Below are 17,510 nucleotides of genomic sequence, written 5' to 3' on the forward strand. Positions count from 1 at the left end.
TTGACCTGTTACTATGGAGGATGAAATCTTGACGAATTAATTTGTTTTTATGGATATCCGTAAAGTGTATAACGAACTTCTTTATATTTTGTTATTAAATTGGCACTTAATTTATAACACCAATATAATTAAATTATGAGATTCATTAATACACAGGATATAGAGAATTGGGCAAGTACAGTAGATTGTAAATACCATTTGCCACATTTAATTAGAAATTTAATTTTAGCAACCATTGATAATAATGCTATAAAGAACATTCATTTTCCCTATGGAGAAGATGTACAAACTGGAGGATTTGACGGGGAACTTATTACAGAATCTGAAAATATGTTTGTTCCATTAGGAGAAAGTGTATGGGAGTTTGGAACCACAAACAATAAAAAAGCCAAAGCAGATGAGGATTACGAAAAAAGAAAGGAAAATCCATTAGGAAAGATTCCGGCCCAAACAACTTATGTCAACGTTAATGCAAAAAAATATAGGGATAAAAATAAATGGGTAGAAACAAAACAAGCCGAAGGCTTTTGGAAAGATGTTAAATATTTAGATAAGATAGATATTGAACAATGGTTGGAGTTGGCTCCAACGGTAGAGTTATGGCTTGCTGAAAAATTGAGAAAACCAACTTTCGGAATATATACTGTTGACGAGTATTGGAAATGTTGGAGTGAAAATAAATCCATAAAGATTGTTCCCGAGATATTGTTGGGAGATAGCAGATCAGATGAAATTGAAAGATTGAAGTCCTTTGTCAAAAATGGGGAAGGCACTTTATATATAAAATCTATAACGACTGATGAAGCTTTGGCGTTTCCCTTGGCTGTTATTAAATCATATGGTATTTCTGATGGAAATATTGTAGTCATCGACAATAGGGAATCTTTTAACCAATTTACTCACACAGCCAAATCCCTGACCGTCCTTGTTAAATTCAAAGCAACGGGTACAGATTTATCAGGGGCCATTCATAGAGGGCATAGGGTAATAATTCCAATCAGTCTTTCAGAGGAAGTTAGTACTTCCGATAAGATTCAGCTGTCAATAACTTCAAGAGATACATTCGAGCAAAGTTTAGGAGAAATGGGGATAGATGCTGAGCAGGTTAAGATCCTAACCAAAAACTCAGGAAGGAACATATCTATTTTAAAGAGGCTACTTCAATTTGATAATGGTTCAGTACCCAAATATATGGATGGTATTGATACTAGGGATATTCTTCCAATGCTTTTAATAAACAGGTTCTCAGAAAACCGAATTGGAGATAAAGAAATTGTTGAAAAGCTCAGTGGAAAAACATCGGACGAATATATTCGATTTTTGAAAGTTTTGGCAAATCTGGATGACTCTCCCATTTATTATATAAGCGGGGTATGGCGATTAATTTCTCCTACCGACACGTGGCTTTACTTTGCTAAGTATATAACCCGAAAAGATCTCGAAAATTTTCAAGAAGTATGCTTAAATGTTTTGGGTGAAATTTCACATAAATATACGTTATCCAAAGACGAGAGGAAAAATTACTATCATACGCCCGAAAACAGAACAAAATATTCTTCTAATTTAAGAGAAGGTATATGTGAATCCATTGTTGTTATATCTGTGTTTGGAGATGATTATGGTTTAAATTCTGTTCCTAATATTTCTTCATATATAGATAACATTGTCCAGAAAATACTTGAAATGGACACAGTTGTCTGGAGATCATTATCACGCAATTTGATGCTTTTGGCAGAAGCATCCCCATCCATATTTTTAAATAATCTTGAAAGAATAATAAAAGAGAGATCTGTTACGGCTTTTTTTGAAGTAGAAGAAAGGTTTATGCATAGTTCAAATGATTTAGCGCCTTTATTATGGTGCCTAGACATTCTTGCTTGGTTTCCTGAGTATCTTATGAGAGTTTCCACTGCTTTATGTGAGTTAATTTTAATTTCTCCTGAAAGTTTTCCAACTGTAAATACACCATTAAACAGTTTGAAAAATATATATAGAACATGGTATCCACAAACAAATACAAGTGCTGAAAACAGAAAACAGATACTAGAATATCTAATCAAGAAATATCCGGATATATTATACAACCTGTTATATAATTTGGTTGGAACTAAACAAGGCACTGCTTTTCATACACCAAGACCGAAATGGAGATTGTTTTCAGAACTTAGGGAAATTCGGGTAAGCGAACGTGAAGTTTATTATATGAGAGGATTCTGTTTGGATAATGTAAATGTAATGTCCAAGGGCAATGTTCAAAAGATATTGTTGCTAATAGACTTGCTGGATGATATGTCATGGGATAAGTTAGATGTAGCATTAAATACGATTGAAGAGATACATACAGGTTCGGATGAAAATGAAAGAAGTCAAATCTATCATAAGTTTAGGAAGTTCATAGGGCGCCATAAAAATCACCCTACAGCACGATGGGCCTTGCCAACGGATATTCTTAGTAAAATTGAAAATACAGCGCTTAAATTCAAATCTGACGATGTGCTCAACGAATCCTATTTATTTGAGGAACATTACCCTGATTTTATAGAAGGAAGGAAAGGTAAAAATCACAGAGAACATGCTGATGAGATAGCATCAAGAAGACTTAATTTTATTGAAATGGTTCTTGATATAAACGGAATAAATAAAATTATTGAATTGGCCACCACCACCGAATATCCTTTTATTTACGGAAATACTCTTGCGAAATCAGACAAATTAAGTGAAAAAGATAAATTGACAATCTATAAATTGATTGAAACTACGGACAGTAAGCATTTAATATTAGTTAAAGAATTTATCCAAATTTCTGAGAATAGAACAAATTTACAGACTCAAATAAAGATTTTAGATGATCTGATAAAATTGGGGCTATCCATTCAGGGTATAGTAAACTTCCTTTGTTCTTTAAGGGGAAGTATGGGTTTATGGAAATTCATATCTGATATGCGAAATAAGGAAATTGAGAAATCGTACTGGACATCTCGATCAGGGTTTTTATATACAGAAAATAAAGAAGAGCTCTTCTATGCTTTGGATAAATTGCAGCAGTATAAGAAATCCATAACGTTGTTAAATACTTTGGGCTGGGGACTATATGAACATAAAGGAAATTTTACTTCAGAAGAAGTTTTAACAGTGCTTGAAAAAGTTTCTTTGGCGGATTTGAATGATAACTCTAGGTTCGAACACACTTTTTTTAATAACATCTTAGATTTTTTATATTCAAAAAATGATTATGATATAGAGCGAGGAGCAAAAATAGAAATGAAATTCATTTTTCTCTTTACAAGAGATACATATAGTCCCGCACCGAAAAACCTATATAAACTAATGTCTCAAAAGCCTGAAGAGTATTTTGGCATTTTGAGTGAAGTATACTTGCCGGAAAAAGAGGAGCTTAGAAAAGATAAATTGCAAGATGTAAAAGAAAACCCTGGTTATCAGGAAATCCTTAAATCCGGTTGGGAAATTCTTGATTCATTTAACTTGATACCTTCATTACAAGAAGATGGGTCTATTAACTATAGTGAGTTAAAAAAATGGATAGATGAAGTGAGGGAATTTGCAGTAAAAAATCATAGAGTTAAGGTTACTGACAATTGTATAGGAAAGTTACTTGCTAAGTATCCCATCAACATGAGAGAAAACAAAGGGTTTCCTACTGAAATTTATAGGATAATAGAAGAAATTAATACTTATGAGATCAAAATAGCTTTTGAAACACAAATTTCAAATAATTTAGGTTTTACAAGTAGAGGTGCATTTGAAGGAGGAAATATAGAAAGGTTTAGATCGGATTATTTTAATTTACTTTTTGAGGAAACCAAATTTACCTATCCGAATGTTTCTTTGATATTCAAAAATTTAAGAGATCGATACATTGATGATGCTAAGCGGGAGGATGATATTGCCTTATTAAGAAGTTTAGAGTAAGTAAATTATGTAATCAAAAAAGACAGTCAGTTATTGGCGCAACTTTTGGCATAGTTTGTAGCTTAACTTATGAAGTCATATAGAATTATATATATGTTTGTTTTACAATCTATTTAACCTTATTCCATAAATGAGATATGCTATAAAGAAAAATAAAAAAGTAGAGCCTCAATTTTCTGGAGAAAGAGCATTTTGTCCTGTCTATAAGACTGAAGTCGTTGGAAAAATTTATAGCATTAGAATAAATCATTGGGCACATCTGGTAAAAGGAGAAAGCGATTGTGACAGTTGGTATGAGCCTATCACTGAATGGCATTTAAATTGGCAAAATCTATTCCCTGAAGAAACCAGAGAAGTCACTATTACCGAAAATAATATCTCACATAGGGCGGACATTCTATTAAACAATGAACTCGTAATTGAATTTCAAAATTCACCTATAAAGATTCGTGAAGTAGAACGTAGGGAAGCATTTTACAATAAAAACGATAGAAAATTAATATGGGTTTTAAATGGCGATAGTTTGTCTGAAAGTACAACCATAGAAAAAGAGGAGGCTATCAGTGATATATCGGTGTCCATATCAATCCCAAAGTCATTGTCGACAGTAGAAAATTACAGCAGTAGAAGAATATTAAGGGACAAACTAATAAACTTTCTAAATTCGGATAAAAAGCAAACAGAAACTAAAGAGAATATTTTAACTTTTAAATATGCAGAAGGAGAATTTGATATTGAGTATGTTAAAGAGATATACAAAAACCATATAGCCTTTGTTTATGAAAGTTTATATGGTCGAGTTGAACTAAAACTATTTAAGGAGCTTATAAAAATTGAGGATCACCTAATAGAGGAGACATTCATTAAACCAAGATTAAAAAGGCTAACCTGGAGGGCTTTTATCGATAAAATGGAGTCTCCTGTATTTATTGATAATCTAAAAGGATTAGAAGAAGACGAATTGTATTATCTCTCTGAAAATAAAATAATTTCCAAAGAGAAATTTATAAAAAAAGCATTAACGTATATTTAGAAATATTGGCTACTATACCATTAACCGTTAGAAACTTGTTATATATTCAACAAGGATTTGGATGTAAAGTATGATTTAAAGCCAGAAAAGGATTATATTAACGTATACATCAATGGCTTAAAATACACAAAATTTAAATCTGTAATGGAAGATTTCTTTTCATCCGAGGTTGGTGGATTTAAATTTTCATCGGAAAAGAGCGAATTTGAATTCCGAGAATTGCAATTTGTGAAAGAATAAAACTGGGCACGACAGTGGTTAAAAAAAATAGCAGCTAAAGGCTTAAACTGAAGTTTTTGTATTTTTAAAACCAATAAGGTTGCTATGAAAAGTTTGCGTGTACTTACCCACCACTTTTCATAGCCAAAGCCATTGTGGTGCATTAATGGAAAATCGTAAAATAAAGAATGAATATAGTTGAAAAAGAAGCTGACAGATTTTTTAACCGACTTTATAGAAATGGTAAAGTAAATAATCTTGAAAACTTAAAAGATCATATTACCACGAAATTATATGACTTTAATAGAGACAGAGATAAACTTGATTTTCTAAAAATCATCAGACAAAAAAGTGTCGAAGATAAAGAAGAACATATGAAAAATTGTTCTGGTTGTGGATATGATGAGGAGAGAGACATTGGAATTTTTGCAATTGACCAAGAAATAGATAAAATAAATCGATTTTACTCATACCAGCCTAAGACAGAAGATGAATTTAGTGTTGAGCAGGAATCCGAATTGCACAATAAATTAAATGATATTCTTGAAAAGTTGGAAAAACAGGGTTTCGGACAACAAATCATTTTTGATGAAATTGAGGATTTAAAAAATCACTTTAATCTCGGTAAGAAAAACTGGTTTCAGCTTTTAAAAGGAAAAGTTGTTGATTTGACTCTTAAAAAGGTTTTGGACAAAACAATAGTTCAAGAAATTTATGACCAATTGAGTGAAGGATTTGAACAAGTTGTTAAGATGATTGAGTAAATAATGAGTAGAATAGACAATTTAGATAAGGTGCTTGATTACGTTTGCACTTTCAGCAGGAATTTAGCTTCTATCCCAACAATGGACTTGTCAATGAATACTGGAATCGAAATAGATGAATTGACAGAGTACTTGAATGAATTGGAAAATCGAAGTTATATAAATAATTACAATAATGGCTCATACATAACCTTAAAAGGTCGAATAGCACTGGAAAATTCAAAAAATGGAAAGCCATTCAAAGAAGAAGTTGAAGACAAGAGATTAAATCGATATTGGTCAATTACTAAGATTATAGCTGGCGTATTAAACTCAATTGCTATCATAGGTATAGCAATTTGGGTTCAAGTTAGTTCAAATGAAAACTCAAAACTTGAAAATGACATTGAGAGTTTAAAAAGAGAACATAAAACTGAGAAAGTAGAGCAAATTCGGCAGATTGATTCGCTTAACAATGTTCTCAAAGAATTAAAGACGGATAATCTTATAATGACTAATGCAAAGAAAGAAAAAAATCCAAATTTTAAATGGAATTAACTACTATAACCGCAATTTACGGGGCATTACTTTCTACCAGTATTGTAATTTTTCGATTTTTAGAACGTCGGGATTTAAAGAGAAAAATTGATATTGATGTCCATAGTTTTGTAAAAAAAAATAAGGACAATGAAATGAATGATTTAAGATGCGGTGGACAATATTTATTAGTTACTATGACTAATCGAGCCAAAACAACTACTTATATCGACCGATATTTTTTTAAAGTATATAATCAAAAAAGAACTCAGACCGAATACTGCGGATTTGATTTTAAAAATGGTAAGTTGGAAAGCGACTTACAATTTCCAATAAAACTCGAACACGGAGAAATATTTAAAATATCCTATCCATTAACTGATTTTCAAAATGATAACGGAAAACAAAATATGGATAGAATTCGGGAAATGGCAGAAAAGAACAAATATTTGGAAGCATATTGTTGTGATACACTTGAAAAATGGCATAATGGACAGCCTTTAAATATTCAAATGTTTTGTGGACACTTCGATTTGGTTGAAGAAAATCTAACAAAAACCTGACTAAAAAACATTATCCAAAACCGAATGTGAAATATTGTAACAGAAGCCTTCCCTAAAAGAATTTGAGCTGAATTATTAAATTGAAAGTATAAAAAACAAAACGGGTAAGTCTTCAACTTTAGAGGATCTGAACTACATAATTTTTGTATTAATCTGATTGTTAGGTGTTTTTTATTATATTGAAATACAAAATGTTACATAATTTGGACTATAATCTAATATGCAGTGATGAAAAAAATAATATTACTTTGTATTTCTTTTATAGGTTAGTTTCTTGTTCAGACCAAAAAGAAACCCCTGGTGTAACAGATATAAAAAAAGGACAACAATGGAATTTGAAAATCGGAAGCTCGCCTAGTGAAGTATATAAACAGCTTCAGGAATTGGGAATAAAAAAAGGCTTTGATGGGGTTACCTTGGTAAATACATCTGGTACACATTTGGCACGTATAGGGGATGATTTGGCATTATATAATGCAGTGACTATACTGACACCAAGGTATTATACAGACAGCGTTTATATTCAGTTTAAGGATGAAAAAGTTGCTTCCATTAATAGATGGAGAGATCCAGTATTGTTATAGAGGAATGGCTTGAAGATGAAACAGGGGAGGTCCCTATACCTTTTGTCCCGGGGCAAATAATGTTGAAGGTTGATATTTTAAAAAATTGGCCAGAGGAAACATCAGAAGCATCCATATACTTAGGGAATCATATTAATAAAGTTGCAGAAAAATCACAAGAAATCTATCATGCTTCGAGGAGACCAAATATGGTTATTGTCCTGTCAGAGAAAAGCCTGGTAAAAGAGTATGATCCGCAGATGGAAAAATACGCCCTATGGGAATTCTCTTTTCCGGAAATCAAGAAGAGTAGCCAAATTGGGAGCTATTCCATACGCCTGTATTTTTGTAATAACAAATTAGAAAAGATCCGAAAGGAATATTGGTAGCAAATTATGCTTGATGGTTTTTAAAACGGGATATACTTTTTAGACCTATTTTTTAAAAATATTCCGTACATCCGAATGCACCCTTAAAAACTCCGCATCAACATCCATAGTTTTTCCATGAATCGATGGCAGGTACTTTTCAATCAGGTGTTTTTTAAACCGAACCCTACGCTCCCGGCCATCGGCAAAGGCCACAAATTCTCCTGGTTTGAGTCTAAAAAACCGATCTGCCCGAATCTTGGCCACTTCCTTTTCACTTTTGGTGACCCGGGTGCGGGGGTTCATCCATTCCCCTTTACTGATGCTGGTAGCTTTCATTTTCACAATTTCAAAAAACTGTTCATAGTAACGGGCTGTATCCGGATCATTAGCCTTTCCGAAGAATTGGTAGGAGAGATTGCTTAGGATGGCCTTACTGGCCTTATCCCCGTAGAGCAGGTCATTTTGTATCTTGTCCTGGAGGACATATAGGGTTGCAATATCAAAGCTACGCAAACTTGCCGGTATGCGGTGCATGTTAAGCAGCCGGATGGTAGGGGCTTCTTCCATAAGCAGAAAAGAAGACCGGCGATGTCGGACACTCATTTGCTTGGTCATTGTATGGAGTATGGTGGCCAGTACGGGCGAATAAGAAGTTTCAAAAAGGGGATTGTTGACTAGGGAAACTACTGCCGGATTCCCCGGATTATTGACATCCAGGGGCACTTCATCTGCGGAGAGCAGGGCAAAGAGCCGTTTGGTTGAAATCTTTTTAAAGGCATTGGCCAGGGTACTTTTCACCCCGGCCGTTTGCCGCTCGGAATCCCTGCCACTGATAAAGGCATCGGCCATGGCCTTGGAGGTCCGGTTGGAAGCTAAAAACTCCATAAGGCTGTCGGTATCCAATAATTGGTATAACGCCATCATATGGGGCAGGGTACAATACCGGGGATAATCTTCTTTCAGTTTCCAGATTATCCCTGCAATAAGCCCTTCCACGGCATCATTAAAGAACCGGGAGGTTCCGGTAGCACCGGATTCTTTCATTTCCAATAAATTTTCCAGCATCACCCTGGAGACTTCATTGACGGATTCCTCGTGTTGCATATAATGTGGCGCAATAGGGTTGACCCGGTGATAGATCTTATCCGGGGAAATAATATAAAAGGGAATATTGGCCTGCTTAAATAGGGGATAGGCGATCTCAGTCAGTTCAAAATGCTTGTAATCGTGCATGACCCCACAAAAGGAATGTTTTCCGAGGTGTTGCAGTAGGTTAAAGACTACGCTTTCGGTCTTCCCGCTACCGGCGGCCCCGATAATGGAAATACCCCGCCGGATATTATCCAAAACAAGGCTCCCGTTTTTTAGGAATAGCTTCACCCTGTATTTTTTACCGGGTATTGGACGGATGACATACAGCATACGAGCATAAAATATACCGACACCTAAAAGGGCCGGCACTTCGATGTACAAAAGTACTTGTATCCAGGCCCTGCCGGGAAGAAGATGCCATACCCAGATCAAACAGGAGAGCAGGGGAACGATAAGGGCAAAACTAAAACTCCGATGCACCCCTAAAAACCGCACCCCGGTCAAAAAGAGGATAATAACAAATAAAAAAATATACAGGTAGGAATGCATGATAACAGGAGTTTTTGGTTAATAGCCCTGGCCGGACTCCTTGGTGACATCAATAGCCTTTCGCAGTGACTTGATGGTCTTTAGAGCCAACCGGGTTTTTGTGACGGGAATGTTGAGTCCGGGTATCCTTGTTCCGGATTCCCGAAGAATGGACAAAGCTGTTTTCCATTCCTTTTTCGAAGTTTTTAGCAGCAACTCAAAATACTTTTTGGGGTCGGTTGCCATCAGTTTCCGGGCCTGGTAGTATTCGGCAAAGTTACGCCTGTACCCGGACATCTGGTCAAAGGTTTTCTCGGTATTTGTAAAAAAGGTATCCCGGTCAAAGCCCCTTTTTTCAGTTTTTCCGTTGAGCTCCACCTGGGAGGCTTTATAGCGGCTCCCGGGTGACAGGCTATAGGTATTGGAGGCATCCCTGCGGCTTACAATAATATGAACGTGGGTTTGCATCCCCGGCTTTTGCATCCCTTGTTCAACGGGTTTGCCATCAATTTTATGGGGGATCTCCCGAAAGAGCCGATCCATTTCTTTTTCCATTTTTTTGACATTCCCTTTCATTTCTCCACGCTCCACTTTCCGGATATTGTTTTTGAGTCTGGCTATTTTTTTGGTATAGGGGGCATTTTCTTTGATCTCCCGGTCAAATCCCTTATAGGAGCGCTGGTGTTCTATTTTGGCGTAATACTTAATATCGTCCACTGAAACTTCCCGATCACGATAAAAGGACTGGACATAGCTTTTCATTACTTCCCGGGTATAGGCTTTCAGGTCGAGGTTGCCCTGTTTGAGGTGTTGGAGTTCCGGTTTACTGGGATTGATGGTGATGGAGTAGAAGCGAGGTTCCGTTTTTCGGAGTTTGGCCGTATTGCTGTCGATTTCCTTGATGACATGATCCCGGTCAACCGTATCCTGCTGCTGGTTAAAGAAATGTTCCATTTCTTCCGGGGACTTTCCTTCGTTTTCCTTTTCCAGGTAGTCTACGAAATCAGCAACACTTACATTATAGGTGTCGCTCATATTTTGCGGTGTGATAGTGACGTACATGATTATTCATTTAAGTTTAACTTTCGTTTGAGGTATTCCAGGCTTTCCGGGGGAAGGTCGATGCGCAGGTAGGGTTTTCCGAAGTTGCTCCGGATGGGTTTTATTTTATTCAGGAAGCGGGCAACCTCCTTTCGGGTATCGGACAATTCCTGTGTTGCTTTGGCATGTTTATTCCGGTATAGGGATACTTGCTCGCGGGCCTCTTCCAGTTCCAACCTCATGGGAATACCATGGCTGCTCCCATGCCCCGGTTTCAAACTTTTTTCCTTCCAGCTTTTTTTAGTGCTAACCGGCTTTTTCCCGGGAGTGCTTTCCGCCTGTTCAAAAAGGTTTTGCAGCATGGCCACGGTGGGTTTGGTCTGGTGTTTTTCCATATCCTTTATGATAGAGATCACCCCGTGGATACGTCTTTTGATCAGGCTTTCCAGGGTATGTACATTGGGGCCGATGGATTCTTTTGGGGAAATACCATTGTGTTCAAAAAATTCAATCATTAAAAGAAGGGTCATGGATTGAGACCTGGATATGGCCTTGCAAAACTTGCGGAATTTTTTGACCACCGAAGTCTTTATGCTGAGGCTTTCAAAACGCTCTTTTTCATATCCTTTATCCATTTTTCCGTGAATTTTTTCCTGATTTTACCGGGCTGGCAGCGTTTTTCCGTGAAAAAGTCCAGTGATGCAAACCAAATCTTTGTTTTTTGGATTTGTAAACAACTGAAAATAAGTTGTTTGTAAATAAAATAATCTTGTAATGTCGCGTCAGCGCATTACCCTCTTGCTATTCCTTTTTCCCGCGGCAGCGGGTTTTCGGGTTTGAAGCTGAAATTACTTGCCGTGCATTTACTTTGGAAGTCCGGCACAAATTTTAAGATATGGGAAAGCGGAATTTTCAACGAACGATCAGGAAAAGAAAAAAACGTTGCGAATTGTATAATGATGTAATACGGCCGGAGAAAAGCAAAACCTTTGCACCGAAGTCCAAAGGTTTGTTAAATAAATGGTTTATTCCACCTGTTGTTTAGTATTCACTGGGTAACATCAAGGTATCATTTACAAAATACAGTCGGATTTCATCCAGCGGAAAATCCGTATAGTTGTAATGGGCTTCATAAAAGACATTGCCATTACCGTCGTCATAAGTGATAAGTGCGGCATAGCCTTTCTCCTTTTGCTCCTTTTTACTGAGTTTTTTAAGATTAATACAGACGAAATAATCTGTGTTTATGGGACTTTTGCAGATGGCTGAAACATCGATGACCAACCACAGGCACTGCGCTTCTTCTATAAGATATTTGATCCCTTCGGTAAATTTGGTATTCAACAACGAAAGGGAATAAAATACAGGTGAACCGATAAACTGTCTAAGGTTTTCTTTTATTTTATTAGCTTTATTTATCATAACATTAATCTTTAACGGTTAATAAAGAAAAGAGGGTGTGTCTTAGGAGAGTAACACCCTCTTTTTGATTACACTATTCCGGCTTCGTACCTAAGAGGAGGATTTCATTGGCCACGATTTCGGTCACATACCTTTTTTCATCGTTGGCATCCTCATAGGAGCGGTGTGTCAGCTTGCCTTCCACGGCAATTTCCTTACCCTTTCCGGCATACTTTTCGACAATCTCGGCATTGCGTCCCCAGGCTACGATAAAGTGCCATTGGGTGGACTGCACTTTTTCCCCGTTCTTGTTTTTGTAATACTCGTTGGTCGCGAGTGAAAAACGGGTGACTTTCTTCCCACTCTCCAAAGTGGTGATTTCCGGGTCTTGCCCTACATTTCCGATGAGTTGCACTCTGTTTCTGATGGTACTCATGATTGAAAAAATTTAAAGGTTAAACAATGATTTGAAAGTTTATTAAGTGATTTACTTATTGTATCCGGAGCGTTTTCCTTTTTTAACTTTTGTGCCGCTTTATTTTTATGGATTGGATACGATTTCATGCGGTTTTGTTTTTGATTTACTTCCCGTAGCGCCGTCGCTGTTCCCTTTTTTGTTGCTGAACGATCCAACACTGTTCTTGCCCGGTAAGACTTATAAAAAGAGCGAGGCACGAGCCTGGTTATGCAGTCGTCCGGGGAAGAATAGTGTAGTTTTGCGGGCAAAAAAGGGAACAGTGATGGTGTGGAGGAGAAGCGAAAACCTGGCCGGAAGAGTATCCCCTCTTTCCATATAAAGCGGCACAAAACGCAAACAAGGAATTCCGAATAAAAAAAGCCCGACTTAAAGCCAGGCCTTACGCATCCCGTGGAGGATTTCCATGTCTTCGCAAATCCGGCTGATCACACTGTCGAGCAGGATGCCCTGCCCCGTGGTAGAACGCCCCCAGTAGTGGTTTTGTCCATTGGTAAGCATCGGCTCCCCGTAATTTTCCAGTTTATGGGCCAGCCAGGGTGTCACCATCCACCATTCATAGATTTCCCATATTTGCTGTTCAGCATTTTCCAAAGCCTCAATATCATTTTCAAGTGCAGAGATACGGCTGATTAAAGCGGCATTATCCGGGTCTTCCTCCAGTTTTAATTCCGCTTCCAGGAGTTCTTCAGACCAGGTTTCCAGTTGGTCGTCTTTTTCTGTTTCCGAGTAGGTGTTCCCCACTGCATCCTCATAGTAGTACAGGTTGGTAATATCATCGAAGCTAAAGGGCGCATTCGGAGATTCATGGGATAAGACGTATTCCACTAACAGGTTCACCGGGGCCAGGACTTCCCGGTTGACAAATTTCCTTTTGATCTCCTGGTTTACGGTGCTGTTCCAATTTTCCATAATTTCTGTGTTTTAGGTTTAACATGAATTATGGTGCCCGGAGAGGCTTAGGGGAATCAAGCCCGGGAGGAAACGGAATAAATGGAGGGGACCCTTTGGGGCGCAGGCCGTTTATGCCGTAGTCTCACGGGCGCTTCAGCCGCCCTAAGCCTACCTTTGTACGATGATTGATGTGGAGCTATAACTTTTTGATACGGGCCACGGATTACCCCGTCTCCTGCCTAAAGGGGCAAAAACAATGTAGCCCGCCACATTAAATTCCAGGTATTACTCAAAAGGCTTTTGTTGTGCTTTTGGGCCCAATTTATCAACGGTATACCCGGCCATTTTTACCCGGTGCATGACTTTTGGTTTTAAGGATGATATTCGAGCAGCATTTTTACAGCCAACCGGAACCGGATACTCCCGTTCCCTTCATCGGCGTATTTGACGATACAGTCTACGGTAAACAGGGCGTTGTACCCGTCAAAGAGCTGGTCGCTAAACAGCCTTCGGTTTTCGAGGAGCCTGCTTTCGTATTTTTCAATCACCTGCAATACCCGTTTAGCGAGGTCACACCAAAAACCCAAAGTAATTAACCCGTTATCCCATGTTTTTCGGATGTCGTCTTTATGTTCTTGCAGGTAAGCCACCCGCTGCCGGATGTCCGTTACTATTCCCGGCAATTCTTCCGGGAACAACCCGGCCAGCAAGTAACCGCGCGCTACATTATCCATTTGTTCCAATGCTTTCATGGCTTGTTTTTAAGGGGGCGGCTTTGTGAGACACAGCCACCCCCGGATTAGGATAAATAGAAGTTAAAAACATCCGCCCGAATGGTTTCGAAGGCGGCACAGGGGATCATTTTTTTTCTTACTGGTAAGACTATCTTTGCTGACTTGAAAATCTCCTTTAAGACTTTACCATTTGTTTCCGGTAAATACCATTTCGGCACTTGGTTGCGCTTAAATTTTAAGGAGTGCTTGCTTGTCCCCATGCGTGCGCAGCACGAATAAATGAAGTGGGTTCAGTCAAGGCTTTTGGGAGGAAATCGGGAGTGTCTGCGACGTTGTTTTTATCGAAGGGCTAAAAACAAGGAAGCAGAAACCTTATTTGTGAACAAAACCCGCTTTGGCCTTGACGGGTTCCACAATGGCATTAGGAATTCTTTCTGACCTGTTTGCGGGGGGAGCGTACCGGTAGTTAAGCGAACTGAGCGAACGGCGTCCTGATTAGAATTCCTTATGCCATGCCTGTTTTCCGTGGTCCCGGAAAACAACAAAAGGCTTCATTTATTATAAACCCTTAAAATTTATGGAGGCCTTACCCGGGTTTTTGGCTATTCGACGGGCAAATGTACGGGGAAACATTTGCCGGGAATGGCATGGAGAAAACCCGGGTAAGGCGGGGAGGGTGACCTGTTCATAAATGAGCTCGTGAAGTAGAAGGCTACATTATATTCAATCCGGGGACAAGAAATGTAAATAAATATAGTTTTATATCAAGATGTTATATTTACGGAGCCCCTTGCTAAAATAAAAACTGAAAATAACCCGAATAAGATGACAAGAGTACAGCGATTGATCGTGAAGAAAATGGCTGACGGATATTCTCAGTCAGAAGTATCGGAGTACTTAAAGCACAGGGGGATCGTTCCCAATAGTTTAAGTACCGTTGAAAAGGAACTCATGAAACTAAAAAAAGAATTCAGGGCACTATCCCTTGTGCACTTGTTTGTTATTCTGATGCGTAAGGGGCATTTAAAGGTGTGAAGACCTATAACATGCTACTATCCTGCCCGGGTGGAGCAGGTCACTTTTTTGTGACAGGTTCAGGATTCCATTCCAGGGTTAATGAAAAGGCCACGCGATTAATAGACTATCCATCTATTTTTTCGGAGAATTTGGAAAGGCATAAAAAAGGAAGGGCTCGGTTTTCCGAACCCTTCCATGCTTCAAATGGCATCCATCTAACTTTCCATGGCCCTGACCTGTTTTTGGAGGGCTGTCACCCGTTCCTTTAATCTTTTCTCACGCTTGTCACGTGCTTCAGCATACCGCGCTTCAATGGTATCGATATCGGCCTTATGGTATTTCTGCACGGCCGTGTAAAAGGCGATGTTGGTCCTGTCATTGGTATGGTTGTATTCACCAAAATGGACCTGCCTGGTGAGCAAGAACCGGATAAGCCTGTTGAGGGTAGCCTCTTTAAAGTTCTTCCTGAAATTGGCGACGATTTCTTCCCTGGACATTTTGACGGTATCTCCATAGAAGCCCTTGAAGTACTGGCTTTGGTCATAATACCCGATGTTGTTTTCGTACAGGGCGATGGCAAAAGCGGCCATTTCGTCCGCAGACAGGGGTTTGTCAGTGTCAATGTAATTCGTTTCGCGGATCATTTCCACTACCTCTTCGAACAGCTTGTTGTTTTCAATCTCTTTTTTCCGTTCCTCCCGGGCCTTGATCTTGATGATCTGTTCCGCGGGCGTACACTCGGACATCTTTCGCTGTTCCAGTGGGAGGACACGGGTAGTTTCTTCCTCACCGGAGGTTTCCCTGATCTTAACGAAAATTTTCCCGGTCTTATAGGAATCGGTATGGAGCAGGATGCCTTTCTCAAATCCGTGGTCCAGGGCGGTATCATACTGTTCTTTCGCTTCTTTATAGGCCGTCATGGCTTCATCCAGGTCTTCCTGTAGTTCCTCATCAGTGTAGTTGTAAAAACGTTTTTTTTCCTTGATGATCTCTGAGGTCGGTTCAATAGGTTCCTCGATGATCTCCAATTCATCGGGGAGGTGAATGGTAAGCCCCTGTTTTTCCATCTGGGTCATGACCAGCTGGTTGTGTTCCTCATTCACCCAATAGGGGTTGATATCGGGCACCAATAGCAGCTTTTCCTTTTTGGCCCTTTCGATCAGGTTCAACAGGGTTTTTGCTTTTTTGTTCTCAAAACAGGCCGTCCGGGTACAGACCATTTTGCCATTTCCGAACAGGTTGCCCTGGTTGGCGGCATTGAAGGGGCACAAGGTACAGGCCCCGGCCTTGGGGAGCAGTTTTTTATCCGACAGGTCAAAAGGGGCATTGGCCAGGTCAAAGGTCTGGTTATTCACCATTCGCTTTAGCCTGTTGGCATGGAACTCTCCGCCCAGGCTTTCCAGCATCATTTGCTGTTCCTCCGGTTCAAACAGGGCCACGGCTACTCCAAGAGAAAGAGACATTTCCCCGCTCCTGATAAATGCCTTAAAACCTTCGATCAGACCCGCCAGTTTAAGGCGTTGCCTGACAAAATTTTCCGAGCGGCCCAAGCGTTTGGCGATGTCCGTCGGATCGTACCTGTCTGTAAGGAAGGCAATGGCCTCGGCTTCTTCGGTAGGTTCCACATCCTTGCGTTGCAGGTTCTCAATGATCTGCACTTCCAGGACGTCATTGTTCTCATAATCCCTGACAATGGCAGGAATGGTTTTTAATCCTGCCAACTTACCAGCCCGGTAACGGCGTTCTCCCATGACGATGATGAAATCCTTTTCTGACTTCCGGACCGTAATGGGCTGAAGGACCCCGTGTTCGGCAATGCTCTGGGAAAGCAGATTGAGACTGCTCTCATCAAAGGTCTTTCGGGGCTGTTGCGGATCGGGAACAACGGCATCCATATCGAGGTACTGGACCTTTAAGGTGGCCGCAGCAGTTTTGATGCTTTTTGAACTTGTTTTCTTTTGGCCCGTAGTTTTTCGGGTTTGTTTTGTTTGTGTTTCCATGATACTTGGATTTATGGTTCAACAATATTTGAGTATGGCACCAAGCGGAAGACAAATTTTTGGAGTGGCAAGGAAACGGAATAAAAAGTGAGGGAGGAACGGCTTTATGCCGTCCCTTGTCCGAGAAAAGTTTGCGAGCTTAACTTTCGGGAATATTGTATGAACGTAAATTAAATTACTGCTTTTGCTTCTGGAATACTGTTAAAGCGGACTTGCCCCCTTCCCTTTTGTTCCTCTTCCAAGGATTTCAAGAATTGGGGTAACGGAACAGGAACAAAAGGGAAAGGGGCGTGTCCAAGACCTTTTTTACGAAGCGCTTTTCCTGGAGTGGAGGTAAACGGAATGTAGGGGAATGGGCTGAGGAAACAG

At 39.3% G+C, this 17,510-nt stretch carries 16 protein-coding genes; 8 read left to right on the plus strand and 8 right to left on the minus strand.

Annotated features, from left to right (window positions below):
* Positions 1-135 precede the first annotated feature (135 nt).
* From LS482_RS17290 to LS482_RS17320, 7 genes are all read left to right on the plus strand, one after another.
* On the plus strand, positions 136-3,930 hold the full coding sequence (locus tag LS482_RS17290) for a hypothetical protein (RefSeq protein WP_233028764.1): 3,795 nt from the start codon (positions 136-138) through the stop codon (positions 3,928-3,930).
* 130 nt (positions 3,931-4,060) lie between these two features.
* Entirely contained in the window at positions 4,061-4,963 is a 903-nt protein-coding gene (locus tag LS482_RS17295) for a competence protein CoiA (protein ID WP_233028765.1), read from the plus strand.
* A gap of 407 nt (positions 4,964-5,370) precedes the next feature.
* The gene (locus tag LS482_RS17300) at positions 5,371-5,946 is read left to right on the plus strand and encodes a hypothetical protein (protein WP_233028766.1); all 576 of its coding nucleotides are present in this window, start codon (positions 5,371-5,373) and stop codon (positions 5,944-5,946) included.
* Between the two features lie 3 nt (positions 5,947-5,949).
* Positions 5,950-6,483, plus strand: coding sequence for a hypothetical protein (locus LS482_RS17305; protein WP_233028767.1), 534 nt, complete (start codon positions 5,950-5,952; stop codon positions 6,481-6,483).
* A complete protein-coding gene (locus LS482_RS17310) occupies positions 6,474-7,025 on the plus strand; it encodes a hypothetical protein (RefSeq protein ID WP_233028768.1) in 552 nt (183 codons plus the stop codon). Before LS482_RS17305 ends, LS482_RS17310 begins: the two co-directional genes overlap by 10 nt.
* Before the next feature lie 203 nt (positions 7,026-7,228).
* Entirely contained in the window at positions 7,229-7,609 is a 381-nt protein-coding gene (locus tag LS482_RS17315) for a hypothetical protein (protein WP_233028769.1), read from the plus strand.
* Entirely contained in the window at positions 7,585-7,977 is a 393-nt protein-coding gene (locus LS482_RS17320) for a hypothetical protein (RefSeq protein ID WP_233028770.1), read from the plus strand. The genes LS482_RS17315 and LS482_RS17320 overlap by 25 nt, the downstream gene beginning before the upstream one ends.
* A gap of 45 nt (positions 7,978-8,022) precedes the next feature.
* Here LS482_RS17320 and LS482_RS17325 read toward each other — a convergent pair whose 3' ends face one another.
* The 7 genes from LS482_RS17325 to LS482_RS17355 all read right to left on the minus strand — a co-directional run bounded on the left by LS482_RS17325 (position 8,023) and on the right by LS482_RS17355 (position 14,142).
* Positions 8,023-9,600, minus strand: coding sequence for a type IV secretory system conjugative DNA transfer family protein (locus LS482_RS17325; protein ID WP_233028771.1), 1,578 nt, complete (start codon positions 9,598-9,600; stop codon positions 8,023-8,025).
* A gap of 18 nt (positions 9,601-9,618) precedes the next feature.
* Positions 9,619-10,641, minus strand: a complete 1,023-nt coding sequence (gene mobB / locus LS482_RS17330; RefSeq protein ID WP_233028772.1) for a MobB family relaxase — start codon at positions 10,639-10,641, stop codon at positions 9,619-9,621.
* Between the two features lie 2 nt (positions 10,642-10,643).
* Positions 10,644-11,255: a BfmA/BtgA family mobilization protein gene (locus LS482_RS17335; protein WP_233028773.1), complete on the minus strand. Its 612-nt coding sequence runs from the start codon at positions 11,253-11,255 to the stop codon at positions 10,644-10,646.
* A gap of 406 nt (positions 11,256-11,661) precedes the next feature.
* Positions 11,662-12,042, minus strand: a complete 381-nt coding sequence (locus tag LS482_RS17340) for a DUF6876 family protein (protein ID WP_233028774.1) — start codon at positions 12,040-12,042, stop codon at positions 11,662-11,664.
* Positions 12,043-12,115: 73 nt separating this feature from the next.
* Entirely contained in the window at positions 12,116-12,457 is a 342-nt protein-coding gene (locus LS482_RS17345; RefSeq protein WP_233028775.1) for a single-stranded DNA-binding protein, read from the minus strand.
* A 408-nt stretch (positions 12,458-12,865) separates the two neighbouring features.
* Positions 12,866-13,408, minus strand: a complete 543-nt coding sequence (locus LS482_RS17350; protein ID WP_233028776.1) for a hypothetical protein — start codon at positions 13,406-13,408, stop codon at positions 12,866-12,868.
* 353 nt (positions 13,409-13,761) lie between these two features.
* Entirely contained in the window at positions 13,762-14,142 is a 381-nt protein-coding gene (locus LS482_RS17355) for a hypothetical protein (protein WP_233028777.1), read from the minus strand.
* A gap of 807 nt (positions 14,143-14,949) precedes the next feature.
* Here LS482_RS17355 and LS482_RS17360 point away from each other — a divergent pair.
* A complete protein-coding gene (locus LS482_RS17360; protein WP_233028778.1) occupies positions 14,950-15,159 on the plus strand; it encodes a hypothetical protein in 210 nt (69 codons plus the stop codon).
* 197 nt (positions 15,160-15,356) lie between these two features.
* Here the strand turns inward: LS482_RS17360 and LS482_RS17365 are convergent, their stop codons facing one another.
* Positions 15,357-17,141, minus strand: a complete 1,785-nt coding sequence (locus LS482_RS17365; protein WP_233028779.1) for a ParB/RepB/Spo0J family partition protein — start codon at positions 17,139-17,141, stop codon at positions 15,357-15,359.
* Positions 17,142-17,510: the final 369 nt, after the last annotated feature.

Source organism: Sinomicrobium kalidii (genome assembly GCF_021183825.1).
In the GTDB taxonomy this organism is placed as follows: domain Bacteria; phylum Bacteroidota; class Bacteroidia; order Flavobacteriales; family Flavobacteriaceae; genus Sinomicrobium; species Sinomicrobium kalidii.